Origin of the sequence: Streptoalloteichus hindustanus, from assembly GCF_900129375.1 — a bacterium.
GTDB classification, from domain to species: Bacteria; Actinomycetota; Actinomycetes; order Mycobacteriales; family Pseudonocardiaceae; genus Streptoalloteichus; species Streptoalloteichus hindustanus.
The window spans coordinates 850,050-867,021 of the sequence record NZ_FQVN01000002.1; the positions used below are offsets into that span (position 1 = coordinate 850,050).

Annotated in this window: 11 protein-coding genes; 8 read left to right on the forward strand and 3 right to left on the reverse strand. The window is 70.7% G+C overall.

The genetic code is table 11. The features are described from left to right. The first annotated feature begins 1,152 nt into the window (after positions 1–1,152). The 5 genes from BUE43_RS09145 (at position 1,153) to BUE43_RS09165 (ending at position 9,331) form a co-directional block, all read left to right on the forward strand. Positions 1,153–3,147 (forward strand): TOMM precursor leader peptide-binding protein, encoded by a 1,995-nt coding sequence (locus tag BUE43_RS09145; RefSeq protein WP_159447717.1) that lies wholly within the window; start codon positions 1,153–1,155, stop codon positions 3,145–3,147. 4 nt (positions 3,148–3,151) lie between these two features. Beyond that, positions 3,152–5,446 (forward strand): SagB family peptide dehydrogenase, encoded by a 2,295-nt coding sequence (locus tag BUE43_RS32625; protein ID WP_083959483.1) that lies wholly within the window; start codon positions 3,152–3,154, stop codon positions 5,444–5,446. Beyond that, entirely contained in the window at positions 5,443–7,122 is a 1,680-nt protein-coding gene (locus BUE43_RS09155; protein WP_073480905.1) for a PLP-dependent aminotransferase family protein, read from the forward strand. Before BUE43_RS32625 ends, BUE43_RS09155 begins: the two co-directional genes overlap by 4 nt. Positions 7,123–7,267: 145 nt before the next feature. Further along, positions 7,268–8,506, forward strand: coding sequence for an MFS transporter (locus tag BUE43_RS09160; protein WP_073480906.1), 1,239 nt, complete (start codon positions 7,268–7,270; stop codon positions 8,504–8,506). 231 nt (positions 8,507–8,737) lie between these two features. Continuing rightward, complete coding sequence (locus tag BUE43_RS09165; RefSeq protein ID WP_073480907.1) at positions 8,738–9,331, forward strand: TetR/AcrR family transcriptional regulator; 594 nt, start codon at positions 8,738–8,740, stop codon at positions 9,329–9,331. Positions 9,332–9,340: 9 nt separating this feature from the next. Here the strand turns inward: BUE43_RS09165 and BUE43_RS09170 are convergent, their stop codons facing one another. Beyond that, positions 9,341–10,198 (reverse strand): SDR family NAD(P)-dependent oxidoreductase, encoded by an 858-nt coding sequence (locus tag BUE43_RS09170; protein WP_073480908.1) that lies wholly within the window; start codon positions 10,196–10,198, stop codon positions 9,341–9,343. Further along, the gene (locus tag BUE43_RS09175) at positions 10,195–11,703 is read right to left on the reverse strand and encodes a DHA2 family efflux MFS transporter permease subunit (protein WP_083959484.1); all 1,509 of its coding nucleotides are present in this window, start codon (positions 11,701–11,703) and stop codon (positions 10,195–10,197) included. The genes BUE43_RS09170 and BUE43_RS09175 overlap by 4 nt, the downstream gene beginning before the upstream one ends. Positions 11,704–11,832: 129 nt before the next feature. Between BUE43_RS09175 and BUE43_RS09180 the strand changes: the two genes are divergently transcribed. The 3 genes from BUE43_RS09180 to BUE43_RS09190 all read left to right on the forward strand — a co-directional run bounded on the left by BUE43_RS09180 (position 11,833) and on the right by BUE43_RS09190 (position 14,966). Beyond that, on the forward strand, positions 11,833–12,501 hold the full coding sequence (locus BUE43_RS09180; RefSeq protein WP_073480909.1) for a TetR/AcrR family transcriptional regulator: 669 nt from the start codon (positions 11,833–11,835) through the stop codon (positions 12,499–12,501). A gap of 274 nt (positions 12,502–12,775) precedes the next feature. Further along, positions 12,776–14,473 carry a ribonucleotide reductase N-terminal alpha domain-containing protein gene (locus BUE43_RS09185; RefSeq protein ID WP_073480910.1) on the forward strand — a complete coding sequence of 566 codons (1,698 nt, stop codon included), beginning with the start codon at positions 12,776–12,778 and terminating at the stop codon, positions 14,471–14,473. A 28-nt stretch (positions 14,474–14,501) separates the two neighbouring features. Continuing rightward, positions 14,502–14,966, forward strand: a complete 465-nt coding sequence (locus BUE43_RS09190; RefSeq protein ID WP_073480911.1) for an NUDIX domain-containing protein — start codon at positions 14,502–14,504, stop codon at positions 14,964–14,966. A 120-nt stretch (positions 14,967–15,086) separates the two neighbouring features. On the opposite strand, the gene BUE43_RS09195 is transcribed toward BUE43_RS09190, so the two are convergent. After that, positions 15,087–16,502 carry an MFS transporter gene (locus tag BUE43_RS09195; RefSeq protein ID WP_234995617.1) on the reverse strand — a complete coding sequence of 472 codons (1,416 nt, stop codon included), beginning with the start codon at positions 16,500–16,502 and terminating at the stop codon, positions 15,087–15,089. Positions 16,503–16,972 lie beyond the last annotated feature (470 nt).

Genomic DNA, 16,972 nt, shown 5'->3' on the forward strand with positions numbered 1-16,972 from the left:
ATGGTGCCGCTGAGCCTGACGGTCAGCCTCATCGCCGCGGACGTGGAGTCCGAGGACGAGGAGTGAATCGGGACATGGCTTCGGCCATCTGTGGTGATGGCGGGGTTCGTGGGTCCTCCACCGGGTGGCCCGCGAACCCCGCTCCTGTGCGAACCGTGTGCGGGCCGGCGGTTGAAGCGGAAACTTCGGGCACCCGTTTCGGCGGTGAGTTTTTTGTTCGCAGCCCCTTCTTCCCTCGTCCGTGCGGTTTGGCGCTCGCTTTCGCGGGGGAGCGGTTTGGGTGCCGCCTGGCGGACGAAGCCTGGTGACGTGCCCGTACTTCTGACGGGAGGAGGTGTGAATCATGGACGAGCTGTTCGAGGAGATCGCTCCGCGTGAGCCGGAGGTGGTTCCGTTCAGCGCCACCGTCTGCTTCGTGGCTGACGACGAGGAGTGAGTCGCGATGCGCCTGTGTTGTTGACGGGTGGCAGGGGTCCGCAGGAGCGTGGTGAGACGTCCTGCGGGCCCCTCTCGTCAGCGCGTGCGAGCAGCGCTCGCCGGTCGCATGTTGGGAGGGAGGTGTGAATCATGGACGAGCTGTTCGAGGAGGTCGTTCCGCGTGAGCCGGAGATGGTCCCGGTCTCGATGACGGCCTGCTTCGTGGCTGACGACGAGGAGTGAGTCGCGGTGCGCCTGTGTTGTTGACGGGTGGCAGGGGTCCGCAGGAGCGTGGTGAGACGTCCTGCGGGCCCCTCTCGTCAGCGCGTGCGAGCAGCGCTCGCCGGTCGCATGCTGGGAGGGAGGTGTGCGACATGGACGAGCTGTTCGAGGAGGTCGTTCCGCGTGAGCCCGACGTGGTTCCCGGGAGCATCACGGCCTGCTACATCGCAGCCGACGAGGAGTGAGCCGCGATGCTCCGCGGTTCGTGAGAGGTAGCCAGGGGGTCCGCGGATCGTGACTGGGCGGTCTGCGGACCCTTCCTCCACTGTGATGGTCGACGCGCTGCCAGGAAGCTGGTGCCTGGTGGGGACTCGGAGAGAGCACATGGCGAGCTGGGCTTCCATAGTTCCCCGCGCTGACGTTCGCATCCAGCGCTCAGGGGACCACGTGTACGTGTGCAGCAGCGACGGTCCGCCGCTCCGCCTTCGGTTCGACACGCCCAACGATGCCGAGGTGGAGTGGCAGGACCTCCCTGACACCGCCGTCTCCGCGTTGGTGGAGCGTGGTTTGCTCGTCCCCGCGGACCAACCGCTGCGCCGCCATCCCTCCTTCGGCGCCAGCGCCACTGGTGCCGTGCACGTGCCGGGGGAGGACCCGCTGAGCGCGGCGGTCACGGCGGTACTGGGTCGGATCGGCGTCGCCGTCGAGTCGGGACTTTCGCCTCGCGTGGCGGCGGTCGTGCTACCACTGTCCACATCGGAGGATGGGCTGCGGAACCTCGCCGACTGGTCGATGCGGGAGAAGAAGCCGGTCATCACCTTCGCCGTCGCCGGTGCTCGCACCTACTTCGCGGTGCTCCGTCCCCCGCGGACAGCCTGCCCGGCGTGCCTGGAGCGCAGGATTCGGGCGACGCGCCCCGACCAGTCCCTGGCTCGGCTGCCGGTGGAGACGCTTCTCGGGGCCTGGTCCGACGACTTCTGGCCGAGCAGCACGGCGGCGGCCGGCCTGATCGCGCACCAGGTCGTGCGCGCGATGGGCACCGGGGACGACGACTCGGCGGAGTTCTCGGAAACCAACCTGGTGGAAGCGAATCTGGACACGTGCGAGCGGATCAACCATCCCCTGCTGCACCTTCCGTTCTGCCCTGTGTGCGCCGACAGGGTTCCTCCCGTCCGCCGGGAACTGCGGGACACGTCCCCGGTCTCGACCGAGCGGAGCTGGCAGCGGATGCGGCGTGCCGTGGACCCGATCACCGGAGTCCTCTCCGGCATCCGGGTGTACGAGCCAGGCGAACCCGGCTCGACCGTCGACTCCACCGTCGTCTGGGGCCGGGGTGGCACCGACACGAGGTGGTTCTCGCCGGTGCGCGCCTCCTGCATCGGTGGTTCGACCAAACACGACCCGGTCGACGCTCGGGTGTGCGCCATCGGCGAAGTGCTCGAACGGTACGCGGCGGGGATCTACGACCCGGCCCGCTTCGTCCGGGCGTCCCTGTCCGAGCTCGGCCCGAAAGCCGTCGACCCGAGGGAACTTCCCCTCGGCTCCGAGCGCGAGTACGAGGCGGTCAGGGGTGTGCTCTTCCCCTACGAGCCGGATCTGGTGATCGACTGGGTGGAGGGCGTGGAGCTCGACACCGGCGAATCCCGCTACGTCCCGGCGATCGCGGTCCACCTCCCCTACGTTCCCCCGAACCGCCAGGAACGGTTGCTGCACCCCAACTCCACGGGCACGGCCGCGGGAAGCGTTCTGCCGCAGGCCGTGCGCGGTGGTCTGCTGGAGATCGTCGAGCGGGACGCCGCCGCGGTCTTCTGGTACAACCAGCTCGTTGTGCCCACTGTGGACTGGTCGACCCTCGACCCCGGTCCGGCGCGCACCGTCCTGGAGCGGATGCGGAGTCGCGGGATCGAGTTGGTGGCGAAGGACATCACCACCGACCTCGGGATTCCCGCCATGGTCGTGCTGGGTCGCATCGACACCCCCGAACGGCCCGTCGCGCTGTGCGGCTACCGCGCGGACCTGGACCTGCGCTCGTGTCTGCTGGGCGCTGCCCAGGAACTGGAGCACGTGTTCTGCATGTACTGGCGTTCCCGGGAGCTCGGGGGAGAACCGAGCCTGGACGAGCCACGCGACATCTGGGACTTCACCACGTACTACTGCCACGAGAGTCGTGTCTCGTTGCTCGACTTCATGCGGGAAGGACCGGTGCGGCCACTGAGTGCCGAAGCACCGGAACGGTTGTCGGACGTCGAGGCGATGGACCAGGTCGTCGAGCGTCTCTCGGTCGCCGGCCACCATCCGGTCGCCGTGGACATCACGCCGATCGACGTCGCCGAATGCGGTGTCAGCGTCGTCCACTGCGTCGTTCCCGGCCTCCAGCCCGTGGGTTTCTCCACGACCTTCCGGCGTCTCGGCGGTCGTCGGCTCTACGAGGCTCCGGTCCGGATGGGTTTGCGGGACAGGGAACTGGCCGAGCACGAACTGACCCCGCACCCGATCCCGATGGGATAGGCCCATGGACGCCCCGGTGTCAGCGCACTCGTTGTGCCGGTCGCGGGCGCCGTACCGGGTCGAGGTGGGCGGCGTCCTGACACCGAGCGGGATCGAGCGCGGGCGTCGCGTTCTCACGGTCCTTTCCCCGGACTCCTGGGAGATCCGGCCAACCGGTGATCCGGTCGACGCGAGCTTCCCCGAAACCCTTGTCGCGCCAGCGCTCTGCGACGCCCACGTTCACCTGCACCCGTTCGTCGATCTCGCCGAGTACGTGACGTACGGGGTGACGCGGATACGTGATCTGGGATCGCTGGTCGGTGCGGGTGAGAAACTTCCGACCGCCAGCGGTTGTGCGGACCCGGTGCCCGAGATCGTGCTCGGCGGTCCTCTGTTCGACAGGCCGGGCAAACAGCGTCTGCTCATCGCCGCCCCCTGGAGCGACGCGGCCGACCTGCCCGCCCTGTTCGACGCCGCGGTCGCGCGCGGCGCGCGGTGGATCAAGCTGTACGCGCGTTTTCCCGCCGAGCTCTACGACACCGCGGTCGCCCTCGCCCACGCCCGTGGGCTCCGAGTGGCCCTGCACCCGGGTCCCGGCGACTACTCCGCGGCCGTTCGCGCGGGAGTTGACGAGCTGGAACACCTCGTCTGCCTGACTCCGGCCGGCGACGGCGTTCACGGCACCCACGCGGTGCACCGGCGGTGGGCCGATCGCCGCGATCAGGACACCTGGCCCTGTCTCCCGCCGGGAACCGCGGTGTGCCCGACGCTGATCGTCAACCACCACCTGGTGGCTGAGGCGGAACGCGGGTGGTCGTTTCCCGGGCACGACCCGACGATGGTCCGGTTCTGGCGTGAACTCACCGTCGTGTCCCGGCCCTGGACCGAGGAGGAACTGGCGGCCGGCCGCGCGGCCGTCGCCCGGATGGCCGCCGCGATCCCCGAACTGGACCGGGCCGGTGTGCGGTGGGTGATCGGCAGCGACACCCCGAACCCCGGCGTCCGACCGGGAAGGAGCCTGTGGGAGGAGATGAACCTCCTCGTCGCCGCCGGGCTGGACCGCATGGCGGTCTACCGCGCGGCCGCCGTCGCGCGGGGCCTGGGCGAGACGGGCGCCGACTCCCTCGTCCTGCTTCCACTGTCCACTTTCGACTCGCCGGTCTTCCCGGTCGAGCCCCCCACCGCCGTTCTGCTGCGAGGTTGCCTGTTCGTCGCCAACCGTGAGACGGAGGCCGTGATGACGACCCGATACCGACGCAATCCCTGGCTGCTCGTGGAATGGGACGACGGCGACCGCGTCGTGGTCGTGAACTCCCGGTCCCAGCGCAGGTTCCGGATCGAGCCTGAGTTGTTGTGGCTGCTCAACCAGATCTCGAAGACCAGGGCGCCCGAAGAGCTCGACCTGCCGGGCTACTCGGCCGACCAGCTCGCGGGACTGCTCACCCGGTTGGCCGAGGCCGGCATCGTGCAACCCGTCAACAGCGTCAACGGGGAGAGCCCCGCCGACCGGAACGAGTGGACGGCCTGCGAGCTCGCGGTCCACGCGCAGGCGTCCCGGGGCGGCAAGCCGAAGATGAAGCTGCGGGACATCCCGTCCGCCCGCCTGAACCACGCCGAGGCGACGCGGACGATCCCGTTGTCCTCGCCGTCGCCGCCGAGTCGGCCGCTGGCCGAGGTGCTCCGCGCCCGCCGCAGCATCCGCGACTTCGCCCCGGCCCCGTTGCTCCTGGACGAACTGTCGGCCTTCCTCGACCGCGCGGCCCGGGTGGAGGGGTGGCTCGGGCGGGACGAGTGGCAGACCACCCGGCGGCCCAGCGCCTCGGGCGGCGGCCGGCACAGCATCGAGCTCTACCTCGTGGTGCGGAACGTGGACGGACTCGAACCGGGCGCCTACCACTACGACCCGTTCGCCCACGCGCTGGAACAACTCCAGCCCTGGTCGTCCGAACTGGACGATCTCCAGCACCGGCTGCTGTGCCGGGCGATGATGGTCGAGAAGCCGCCGCAGGTCAGCTTCTACCTCGCCTCGTACTTCCGGCGGGTGCAGTGCAAGTACGGCGGCATGACGCTCAGCGTGATCTACCGGGACACCGGCTGCCTCATCCAGACCTTCTACCTCGTGGCCACGGACCTGGGGTTGGCCCGGTGCGCGACCGCGACCATCGAGGCGGAGCCGACCCCCAGCTTCCTCGGCGCGTACCGCGACTCCTTCATCCACACCGCGAACTTCGCGCTCGGCCTGCCCGCGTCCGAGGAACCCTCGAACCCCGACTTCCGGCCGCTGACCAACGGGACGGCCACCGGAGAGGAGCGGCGGTGAGCACGGTCGAGGACCGCTCGGCGTCCGTTCTCGCACACTCCCTGCGGCACGGGTTGAGGCTGGGCGACAACCCTTTCGTTCTCCCGGCTGGCGGCGTGGACGACGGACGGCGGAGGGCGATCCTCACCACGTTGACCGACCACTTCGCCGCGAAGCTGCGGGTGCTCCAGGGCTCCCGGAGCGACCGGGGCGTTGACTACCAGGCCGACCTGGGGGTGTTGCTCAACTTCCCGTTCGCCTACATCGGCGATCCTTTCGAGGAGTCGGACTTCGCGCCCTACCTCAAGGCCGTCGAGCGGGAGGTGGTCGACTACTTCGCCCGGTTGTGGCACGCCGGTCCTCGCTCGGACGACGTCACCGACAAGGATGCCTACTGGGGGTACGTGCTCACGATGGGCTCCTCCGAGGGCATCCTCTACGCGTTGTGGGCCGCACGGGACCACCTCTCCGGCAAGTCGCTCGTGTCCGATGTGGACGACCACGGCAGTCCGGTGTGGATGTGGGTTCAGGACACTCCGCCGGACGGTGCTGAGAACGCCTACTCGCCGGTGGCCTTCCACTCCGCGGACTCCCACTACTCGATCAGCAAAGCCCTCCGGGTCCTGGGAATCCCGACGTTCTACGAGGTGGGGTCCGAGCGGTACCCGGAGGCCAACCCGCTGGCCCCGGGGCAGCCGTGGCCGACCGAGGCGCCGTGCCAGGGCGGAGCCTTCGGCTCGGGCCGCGTCGACGTCGGGAAGCTGGTCGCCCTCGTCGAGTTCTTCGCCGGCAAGGGACATCCGATCCTGTTGGTCCTCAACTACTTCACCTCGTTCAAGGGCGCCTACGACGACGTCGAGGAGATCTGCGCGCGGCTTCGGCCGGTCTTCGCCCGGCACGGCCTCGACCGGCGCGCGGTTCGCCACGGTCTGGACGCGAACGGCGGAGATCTGACCGACGAGCGGACCGGCTACTGGGTCCACGTCGACGGCGCCATGGGCGGCATGTCCGCCGCGTTCCTGCGCAGGGCCGCCGAACAGGGCAGAGCCGTGGAGCGGGACGCCGACGGCCGGCCGCTCCGGTTCCCGAGGTTCGACTTCGAGGTGCCCGAGGTCTGCTCGATCGTCTCCAGTGGACACAAGTACACCGAATCGCCTTGGCCGTCCGGGATTCTGCTGACCAAGCGCGGGCTCCACATGACCCCCCACTGCCAGCCCGACGCGACCAGTGTCGGCGACACCACGTTCGGCGGCTCACGCAGTGCTCTCGTTCCGATAGCCCTGTGGGACTTCCTGGCCAGCAACTCCGAACAGGACCAGGTCGACCAGGCCGTCCACGTCTGGGAGCGGGCCAGGGAGGTCGAGCGGACGCTGCGCGAGCTCGGACCCGAGTGGGACGTCCGCCGCAACGCCTGGTCGCCGATGGTCTGGTTCCGGAAGCCACCGCAGGAGATCGTCAACGAGTGCTGGTTGCTCACCGCCGAACTCCGCGAGGCAGCGGAAACACGGGAGTACGCGTGCTTCAATGCCGCGATGCACACCGGGCCCGAACGCCTCGCCCGGCTCGTCGAGCGGATGGCCCAGGCGACACCTGAACCACCGAGGTCCAACGCCCCCAACGCCCCTGCGAGAAGGGCCGACGGGCACGGCCCCGTGCGGCGGCTGGCCATGGTGCCCCTGCACCGGCGATGCCTCTGAGTGACGCGGGTCACGATTAACTCTCGGCGTTCGTGCGGTAGAAACTCTAACGAGTGTTCAACTTGTTACGAGTGTTCAAGAAGTTGCCGCACGGAGGATGTCGTGTCGTCGCTCCCGTCCACCACCGCACCGGGAGGCAGGTGCAGTGGCTAACCCCTACCGCGACCTGTTCTCCGCTCCCGGAGCCGTCGCCTTCACCCTGACCGGTTTCCTCGCCCGGCTGCCGGCGGCCATGCTCGGCATCGGGCTGATCACGATGCTGGCCGAGCTGCGGGGCTCCTACGGGCTCGCCGGCGCCGTCTCGGCCACGTTCACCGTGTCCACCGCGGTCCTCGGCCCGCAGATCTCCCGGCTGGTCGACCGGGTCGGCCAGCGGCGGGTGATCCTGCCGGCGGCCCTGGTCAGCGCGGCGGCGCTCGCGGCGCTGCTGCTGTCCGCCAGGGCCGACGCCCCGGACTGGACGCTGTTCGTGCTCGCGGCCGTGGCGGGGTGCCTGCCCAACATGTCCGCGATGGTGCGGGCCCGGTGGACCGAGGTGTACCGGAACTCCCCGCGCCTGCACACCGCCTACTCCTTCGAGTCCGTCGTCGACGAGCTGACCTTCGTGATCGGGCCCGCGCTCGCGGTCTCACTGTCCACAATGGCCTTCTCCGAGTCGGGTCCGCTGGTCGCGACGGCGCTGCTCCTGGTCGGCGTCCCGCTGTTCGCGCTCCAGCGGAGCACGGAGCCGCCGGCCAGCGCGGACGCCGGGACCGGCGGCAGGTCGGCGATCCGGTCCGGCCCGATGGTCCTGCTCGTCCTGACGCTGCTCGCCGGCGGGATCATCGTCGGCACCGTGGACGTGGTCAGCGTCGCCTTCGCCGAACACCTCGGCAGCACGGCCAGCGCCGGCGTGGTGGTGTCCGTCTACGCGGTCGGCTCCGGTCTGTCCGGGCTGGTCTTCGGCACCCTCCGGATCGGCCTGCCGCTGCCCAGGCAGCTCGTGCTGTTCGTCATCGGCACCGCCGTCACCACCCTGCCGCTGCTGCTGGTCACCGGCATCGTCGGCATGTCGGTCACGGTGTTCCTCGCCGGCGTCTTCTTCGCCCCCACCATGATCACGGTCATGGGCCTGGTCGAGAAGATCGTTCCCGCCGAGCGGCTCACCGAGGGTATGACCTGGGCGATCACCGGCCTGAGCGCCGGTGTGGCGCTCGGCGCGGCGGTGTCGGGGCGGGCGGTCGACGCCTTCGGCCCCCGGGGCGGTTTCGTGGTGGCCATCGCCGCCGGTGGCGTCGCCCTTCTCCTGGTGCTGTTCGGTCAACCGCTGCTGACCAGGCGGCTGCGCGCCATCGCGCGCGACCAGGAGGAGACCGTCGACGCCCAGCGAACGAGTGTCGCGTAAGGGATTCGACCCGCACCTGGTCGCCGGCACCGCTCCGCCCCCGCTTCCGCGGGACGGGGACGGGACCGGCGACCAGGTACGGTTCTCGCCGGAACCGGCCGCGCGGAGCGGGCCGGTCCGGCACGAAAGGCCACAACACCGGGGAACGCGGCAACAAGGAACACAGCACCGGGGAATGCGGCACCGGGGAACGCGGTGTCAGGGAACGCGGTGTCAGGGAACGGGAGACCGATGACCAACGAGGTGACCAACGAGGTGACCACCGACGGCCGGCGGCTGAAGGGGGAACGCCGTCGGCGGGACCTCATCGAGGCGACCCTGCGGGTCGTCGCCCGCGAGGGAGTCGCCGGCGTGAGTCACCGGACCGTGGCCCGCGAGGCGGGTGTGCCGGCCACCGCCGCCGCCTACTACTTCCACGGCATCGACGACCTGCTCACCGCCGCCCTCAGCATCTGCATGGACGAGGACGCCGACCGGTTGCGGGCGATCGCCGCCGCCGCCGACGGAACTCCCCGGGGCCTGCGGGCGCTGGCCGAGCTGATGGGCGAGATCGTCACGCCGCAGCCCAGCCGGTTGCTCGCCGAGTACGAGCTGTTCCTGCTCGCGGCCAGGGCGCCGGAGCTGCGCAAGCCCGTCCGCCGCTGGATGGACGGCCTGGTCGAGTTCGCCCGGTGCTACGTCGACAGCCCGGTCCGGGTCCAGGCCTTCGTCGGCGCCTTCGACGGCCTCCTGCTCCAGGCGATGCTGGTCGACCAGCCACCCACGGTCGACGAGTTCGAGGCTGTCCTGCGGGATCTCCTCCTGCCGAAGCAAGAATCACGGTGAGGAGTGTCCTCACAGGACACTGCCATCCCGGAGACCGCCGTTGCCCGACTCGCGACGGGCGAGGAGCGCCCGAGTCAGATCACGAAGCCGGGACGCGGCGACGGGATCGAAGTCGTTGGGCGCCAAGCCGATCCGCTGTTCCTCCACGAACGCGCTCAGCGGTTCGGCGGGCGGCGCGTCGATCCGGGCGGTGATCGGCGCGATGCCCTCGTGCACGGGTTTGCCGAACCTCTTCAGCATTTCGACGTGGGCCAACGTCTCCGCGTCGTACTCGCCGGAGAAGCTGGTGGCCACCCCGCCCGGATTGACCAGCACGTACCGGATCGGTCCCGGAGCGTGCTCCGCCGCGAAGGCGACCCCGAGCAGGTCGTTCGCCCTGCCCGCCTGCGTCTGCGCGGTCACGCCGTCGTAGCCCCGCCGGAGCCCGGGATCGGCCCACCGGATCTCGGGTTTCGGCATGCCGGGGCCGGACACGTTCACGATGACCGGAGCGGCGGCCTTGCGCAGCGGCTCCACCAGCCCGTGGCCGAACAGGAAGCGGCTCAGGTACTCCAGGGCGAAGGTGGCCTCGAACCCGTCGGCCGTCTCCCTCCGCGTCGAGCGGAAGTGCCGCGCGCACAACACGAGGGCGTCCACGACGGGGAAGAGCTCCCGGATTCGCCGAATGATCCGCTCGTTTTCCTCGATTTCACTCAGGTCCGCCTGGAAGAAGAAGGCCCGCCCAGCACCCTCGGCGGCGTCGAGGAACGCCTGTCCCTTGGCCGTATCCCGGCCGATGACGGCGACGGTGTCTCCGCGCCGCAGGTAGGTGCGGGCGAGGGCGTTGCCCATGCCGTCGGTCCCACCGGTGATCACGATCGTCTTCACTGGGAGGCTCCTTCGTTGGTAGCCCTGGGATTGTTGGTGGCGGGGGAGTGCGCTGCCGCGCGGCCGGGCAGGAAAGCGGCGGCGGCGAGGACGACCAGGAACGCGCCGAACGAGAACCAGTAGACGCCGTGGAAGCCGGCCAGCCCGTCGTCCGCGGTCCCCAGGACGACCGCGACGACCGCGATGCCCACCGACGCCCCGAGCTGGTTGAGCATGTAGAGCACGGAACTTCCCTGGGGCACAAGCGAAGCCGGCAGCGCGCGGTACAGCGACCCCATGGCCGGCGGGCCGACGAGCGCCAGCCCGACGCCGATCGCGAGCGCGGCGAGCACCACCCAGATCTCGGCGGTCCGGCCGTCGATCCTGGTGACGGCGAGGGCGCTGAGCGCGGCCAGGATTCCGCCGGCCACCGCGAGGTTCCGTGACCCGATGCGGTCGCTGATCCGGCCGGCCAGCGGCGCGGCGAGCGCCGAGCCCACGCCGAGCGGCGCGACGAGCAGGCCGGCGACGAGCGCGCCGCGCTGCTGGCTCTGCTGGAAGTACAGCGGCAGTACGAAAAGGCTGGCGTACATCGACAGGCCGGTGAGCGACATGATGGTCACGCTCGCGGTGAAGCCGCCCCTGGCGAACAGCCGAAGGTCGATCAGCGGCGGGGTGCTTCGCCGGCGCAGCGCGTCGATCGCGTAGACGACCAGCAGGACGACACCGATCACCAACGGCGCGAGCGCGGACCACGACGCGAGGTCGGTGTGGTCGGCGGTTCGGGACAGGGTCAGCAGAACGCCGGCGAAGCCGGGGCCGAGCAGGGCCACGCCGAGGACGTCCAGTCGGGTTCGCGTCCGCTCGGGCGGCGGCGCGTCGGAGGGCATGATCCGCAGCGAGAGCAGGATCGCCAGCGCGCCAAGGGGAACGTTGACGAGGAACATCCAGCGCCAGTCCAGGCCATGGAGGACGATGCCGCCCACGACCGGGCCGAGCACCGGGCCGAGCGAGAACACCGAGGACATCAGGCCCATGACGCGCCCCGCGCGGTGCGCGCCGGCGGCGCGGGCCAACAGAACCAGCACGAGCGGGTCGAGGATGCCGGCTCCGACGCCCTGGACGAGCCGGAAGGCGATCAGGCTGCCCACGTTCCACGCCAGGCCGGCGGCGAGCGAGCCGAGCGTGAACAGGCCGAGGCCGAGCACCCACAGCCGCCGGCCGCCGAGCCGGTCCACGGCCCAGCCGGTGACCGGGATGGTGACCGTGACCGCGAGCAGGAACCCGCTGGAGACCCAGCCGACGGTGCCCAGCGAGGTGTCGAGCGCCGTGGTGAGCCGGTCGATCCCGACGGACACCATCGTGCTGTTGAGGATGCCCAGGATTCCGCCCAGCAGGATCACCGAGATCAGCCGGCGCAGCGCCGGGTCCAGACGGGCGTCCCGCGCCTTGCCGGCGACCTGCCCGGCCGGGGCGGGTGGAGGTGTGGCGGGGCTGCCCGCGTCCACCTCTCGGATACGTGACATGAGGAATCTCCCCGAAGACGTTGACCAGACTCACGGGTCTAGTTGTCTGGTCCGATGAGGGCAAACTAGCACGACCAAACAGCTAGACGCATGGGTCTAGTTTGACGGGCCGCACGGTATGCTCCAGGCATGGGAGAAGCGGGAGCGGCAGCGCGACGGGGCCAGGTCGGCGCGCGGGGGCGCATCGACAAGCGGCAGGCGATCCTCGACGCCGCGCTCACCGTCTTCGCCCGCGAGGGATACGCCCAGGCGGGGATGGACGTCGTGGCCGCTGAGGCCGGCGTGGCCAAGGCGACGGTGTACAACCACTTCCACGACAAGGAGAACCTGCTCCGCCAGACCATCGCCGCGCTGTCCGACCAGGTGCTGGCCGAGAACCTCGGCGTCGTCGGCCGCCTCGCCGACCAGGGCGAGGACCTGCGGGACCTGCTGGAGGACGTCGGCCTCCGGCTGCTCCGCTGCTACTGCGCCGACCAGTCCTGGGCGCTGCGCCGGCTGCTGTCCGCCGAGATCGTCCAGTTCCCCGACCTGCTCGACATCGTCCACGGCCGCGCCGCCGACCCGGTCACCGAGGCGTTGGCCGACCGCCTGGCCCGGCTGACCGTCGCGGGCCGCCTGAGCACCAGGGACCCGCTCATGGCCGCCGAGCAGTTCTGCTCCCTGCTCACCGGCCCCATGGACAAGCGCGCCCGCCTCGGCACCCGCCAGGTCCCGGACGACGAGCTGCGCGCCGTGGCCCGCGCGGCCGTCGACACCTTCCTCCAGGCGTTCGCCGCGAAACCCGCCCGGAACGGGTAGTCCTCCGGTCCGAGGTGTATCGGAGAGCGCCCAGCGCACTCCTTTCCCCGGAACACGCGTTCCTGGCGCGGACAGTGAACGTCCCGACACGATTCGGAACTCCTGACTGTTCCAGTGGGACTGTCCTGACACGACGGTCCACTGAGTGCGGTCGAACACCTCGTCCGCCGTGCCCTGTATTCAGCCGCGACCGGCCAGCCTCCTTCACCGTGTCCGCCCGCCGTGCGCGGACGGAAAGCCCGGCGGTTGCCGTCGCGACGAGGAAGGGCGCACCATGCACTGCTCGACATTCCCCAGCAGCCCGATCATCGACAGGTACCTGCGGTCCGGTCGGATCACCGAGCCCGGCGAGACCGCCAGGGACATGGTGAACCGCGTCGTGGCCACGCTCGCCTCCGCCGAGCGGCACTTCGAACCGGCGGGCGCGGACACCTTCGCGGCGCGGCTCGGGTCGGCGATGGACACCGGGCGCGTCGTGTTCTCCACACCCATCATGACCAACGCCGGCCGCTACGCGGACCGCCCGCTGGCCGCCTGCGCCGTGCCGCCGGTGGACCTGCGGGGCGACCTCGCCGCCGTGCGGTCCACTGTGGACGACTACCACCGGGCCGGCATGGGCACTGGGTTCAACCTCGACGAGCTGGACGACCCGGTGGCAGTGCTGCGGTACCTCAACGAGATCGCCGTGGCCGGGGCGAGGTCCGGGGCCGAGGACCGGCCGGTCGGCAACATGGCCGTGCTGTCCCTGAACCACCCCAGGGCGGCGGAGTTCATCCACTGCAAGGTCGGCGCGGACTCCCGGGGAGAGGAGTGGAAGTTCAACATCTCGCTGTCCTGCGCCGACGCCGAGATGCGCGCCGCCGTCACCGTTGACGGGCGGGAACGCGCACTGCTCACCGCCGCCGCGCACGCGGCGCACGCCTGCGCGGACCCCGGTCTGCTGTTCGCCGACCGGATGAACGAGGACAACCCCACGCCCGAGGTCGGCGCGTACGTGTCCACCGCGCCGTGCGCGGAGGTCGGGCTCGTGGCGGGGGAGACCTGCCAGTTCGGGTACGTCAACCTCGGCCGGTTCCACACCGGACACGGGCCGGTCCCGGTCGACCTCGACGCGCTGGCCGAGACCGTCGGGCTGCTCGTCCGCGCGCTGGACGACGCCATCGAGGCCAGCATGTCCCACTACCCGGACCCGCTGTCGGCCCGGGTCATGGCCACCAAGCGCAAGATCGGCGTCGGGGTGTGCGGGCTGGCGGACCTCCTGCTGGCCGCCGGTCTGCCCTACGACAGCGACGCCGGCCGGCAGCTCGCGCAGGAGGTGCTGGCGTTCGTCAACTACACCTCGAAGCGGGCGTCGCTGGAGCTGGCGGCCAGCCGGGGCGCGTGCCCGGCCGTCCACACCGGACGGTCCCGGTACGCCGATCCCGGGTTCCTCAAGCGGTTCGCCGCCCTGCCGGTGCGCAGTGTCAGCGCGGCGGACTGGGCTGGACTGGCCGACGAGATCGCCGAGACCGGGATGCTGCGCAACTCCTCCACCATCGCGGTGCCGCCGACCGGGCGCAGCGCCCTGGTGGTCGGGGCCTCGACGGGGATCGAGCCGTTGTTCCAGCTCATCGACCCGTGTCTGCCGGGGTACGTGCACGCGGGCGTCCGCGCCGTGCTGGCGAAGGCCGGTCGGAACGACGTGCTCGGGCGCGTGGCGGAGCACGGCCGGCTGCCGGAGGACGTCGACCTGCCGGAGTGGCTGCGCGCGGTGCTGGCCACGGCGACGCAGATCGCGCCGGCCGGCCACCTGGCGATGGCCGCGACGGTGCAGGGCTGCGTGGACGAGGCGGTGTCCAAGACGGTGAACCTGCCCGGCACGGTCGAGGCGGGCGAGGTCTACGACACCTACGTGTCCGCGTGGGAGGCCGGCTGCAAGGGGATTACCGTCTACGTGGACGGTTCCCGCCAGATCCAACCGAAGGCGCTGTGACCGACCGGACCGCCGAGGAGGTGAGCGGATGACCGAGTACGTGTTCGACACCGAACACGACCGCTATCCGGTGGCGGCACACCTGATCCTGATCGATCACGACGGGCGGGTGCTTCTCATGCGGCGCGCCGGAACCGGCTACGCCGACGGACTGCTTGCCCTGCCGGCCGGGCACGTCGACCTCGGGGAGACGCCGAGTGCCTGCGCCGCGCGCGAAGCGGCGGAGGAGCTCGGGATCGGCGTGGACCGGGCCGCGCTGACCCCGGCCGGGGTGATGTTCCGCCGGTCCCTGGAGCCGAGGGTGGACTTCTTCTTCACCGCGACCGACTGGGCCGGCGAGCCCGAGATCAGGGAACCGCACAAGTGCGCGGAGCTGGTGTGGGCCGACCCCGCTGACCTGCCGGAGGACGCGTTGGCGTTCGTCGGGCAGGCCATCGCCAACGCCCGAACCGGCCGGCACTTCGACGAGTACGGCTGGGACGCGACGACCTGATTGGCGTGCTGACCAGCGATCCGGCCAGTGACCTGACCAGCGGCCTGGTCGGACGGCACGGAGCCGGGTTCGGCCTGGTTGTCCACTGTGGACAACCAGGCCGAACCCGCTCAACCCGGCTTATCCGGCCGCCGCCTCGGACTCAGGGGCGGGCACGGCGATCCGCCAGGCGACCACGGCCGCGGCCACCAGTCCCGCCACGGCCAGGAGGCTGCTCGTGAGGAACGGGTTGGTGCTGGTCAACGCCGGGGCGAACCCGATGCCGACGTAGAGGGTGACCCCGGTGGAGCCGCCGAGCTGGTCGGCGGCCCGCTGCACGCCGGACGCGATGCCGGCGTCGCTCTCGGTCACCCCGGTCACGGCGGCGTACTGCAGGCCGACGATCCCGAAACCCATGCCGGCAGCGATGAGCAGCATCGCGGGGATCATCGCGAGTCCGCTCGCCCCGAGATGCGTGACGAGGGCGATGGCGGCCATGGCCAGCCCCGTGAAGCCGATCCCGGCCAGGGCGCAGACCCGGGCTCCCCAGCGCCCGAGCAGCTTCGGGACGAAGACGGACGCCGCGATGAGCGACACGGCCAGGGGCACCATCATCAGGCCCGCTTCGAGCGGACTCGTCCCCAGCCGGTTCTGCAGGTAGTAGGTGAACAACAGGAACGAGCTGGACAGCGCCGCGCTCAGGAGGGCGGTCGCGAGGTTCGCCAGAACCCGCGGCCGGTTGCGGAAGAAGCTGAGCGGGATCAGCGGGTTGGCCGCGCGCCGCTCCACCCTGACGAACAGGAACCCCGCGATCACCGCGCCGAGCAGTGCCGCCGGCGGTAGCCACGGGAGCGCGCCGTCCTTCTCGCCCGCCTCGGCGACGCCGTAGGTGAACAGCAGCGGAGCCGCGGTCAGCAGGAGCGATCCGGGCAGGTCCAGCGGAGTCCGCTCGACCGGCGGGTCGGCGGGGACGAGGAGGGCCACCCCGACGAGCACGACCACGATGAAGGGCACGGCAACGAGGAAGATCCACCGCCAGCCGACCAGCTCCGTGATGACCCCGGAGAGCACGGAACCGAGGACCAGACCGCAACTCGCGACGGCCGCCCACACGCCCAGCGCCCGGGTCCGGCGCGGCCCCTCCGGGAACATCAGCACGATCACGGCCATCGCCGCCGGAGACGCGATGGCCTCACCGGCCCCCTGCGACAGCCGCGCCGCGACGAGGAGGGGGAACGACGGCGCGAGCCCGGCCAGCAGCGACGCGGCCCCGAAGACCGCCGTCCCGAGCAACAGCATGCGGCGTCGGCCGAGCACGTCACCGAGCCGGCCGCCGAGCATGAGCAGCCCGCCGCCGGTGATCGTGTACCCGACGACCACCCAGGTCAGCTGAAGACCGCTGACGTCGAAGTCGGCGCCGATCGACGGGAGCGCGACGTTGACCACCGTCACGTCGACGGCGATGAGGAACTGCAGCATGGCCACGCAGCACAGCGTCAGCCACGCCCGGGCCGAGGACGACGAGTCCTGGCGCTCGGGGAGAATGCCTGGAAGCACGAGAAAGCTCCGTTGCTCGGAAGAGGAATTCCGGGCAGCGCAAGAAGGCCGCTCCGGTCCGACCACGAAGCGACAGAGCGTTCAGCGGAAGTGAGTCGAACGCCCCGCCGCTAGCGGAGCGTCCGGGTCACAGCGGCGGCGGCCGCGGCCGCGCACGAAGCACCAGACATGATCGAGACCCTATCAGAGCCGTGAGTGGCGTCGGAGAGCGCTCTCGCCGCACGGCTCGGCCGCGACCATCCGGTCCAGGGGACCGCGGAAACACACCAAGGTTCGGTCTGGTCGTCCATTGTGGACGACCAGACCGAACCTCGCTCCCCCTTGTGCGTTGGCGCTGGGCGAGGCGGCACCGGTGCTCGCGGCCCGGTGCTCCTCGTCAGGCGAACTGGCCGACGACGTAGCTCCCGGCGGGCTGCTGGATCGCGACGTTGACCCGGTTGAACGTGTTGATCAGAGCGATGAGCGACACC

What these genes read in the sequence shown, in the direction of transcription:
- BUE43_RS09185 (WP_073480910.1), top strand. Translation starts at nt 12,776, where the DNA reads ATGCACTGCTCGACATTCCCCAGCAGCCCGATCATCGACAGGTACCTG.
- BUE43_RS32625 (WP_083959483.1), top strand. Translation starts at nt 3,152, where the DNA reads ATGGACGCCCCGGTGTCAGCGCACTCGTTGTGCCGGTCGCGGGCGCCG.
- BUE43_RS09180 (WP_073480909.1), top strand. Translation starts at nt 11,833, where the DNA reads ATGGGAGAAGCGGGAGCGGCAGCGCGACGGGGCCAGGTCGGCGCGCGG.
- BUE43_RS09165 (WP_073480907.1), top strand. Translation starts at nt 8,738, where the DNA reads ATGACCAACGAGGTGACCAACGAGGTGACCACCGACGGCCGGCGGCTG.
- BUE43_RS09190 (WP_073480911.1), top strand. Translation starts at nt 14,502, where the DNA reads ATGACCGAGTACGTGTTCGACACCGAACACGACCGCTATCCGGTGGCG.
- BUE43_RS09175 (WP_083959484.1), bottom strand. Translation starts at nt 11,703, where the DNA reads ATGTCACGTATCCGAGAGGTGGACGCGGGCAGCCCCGCCACACCTCCA.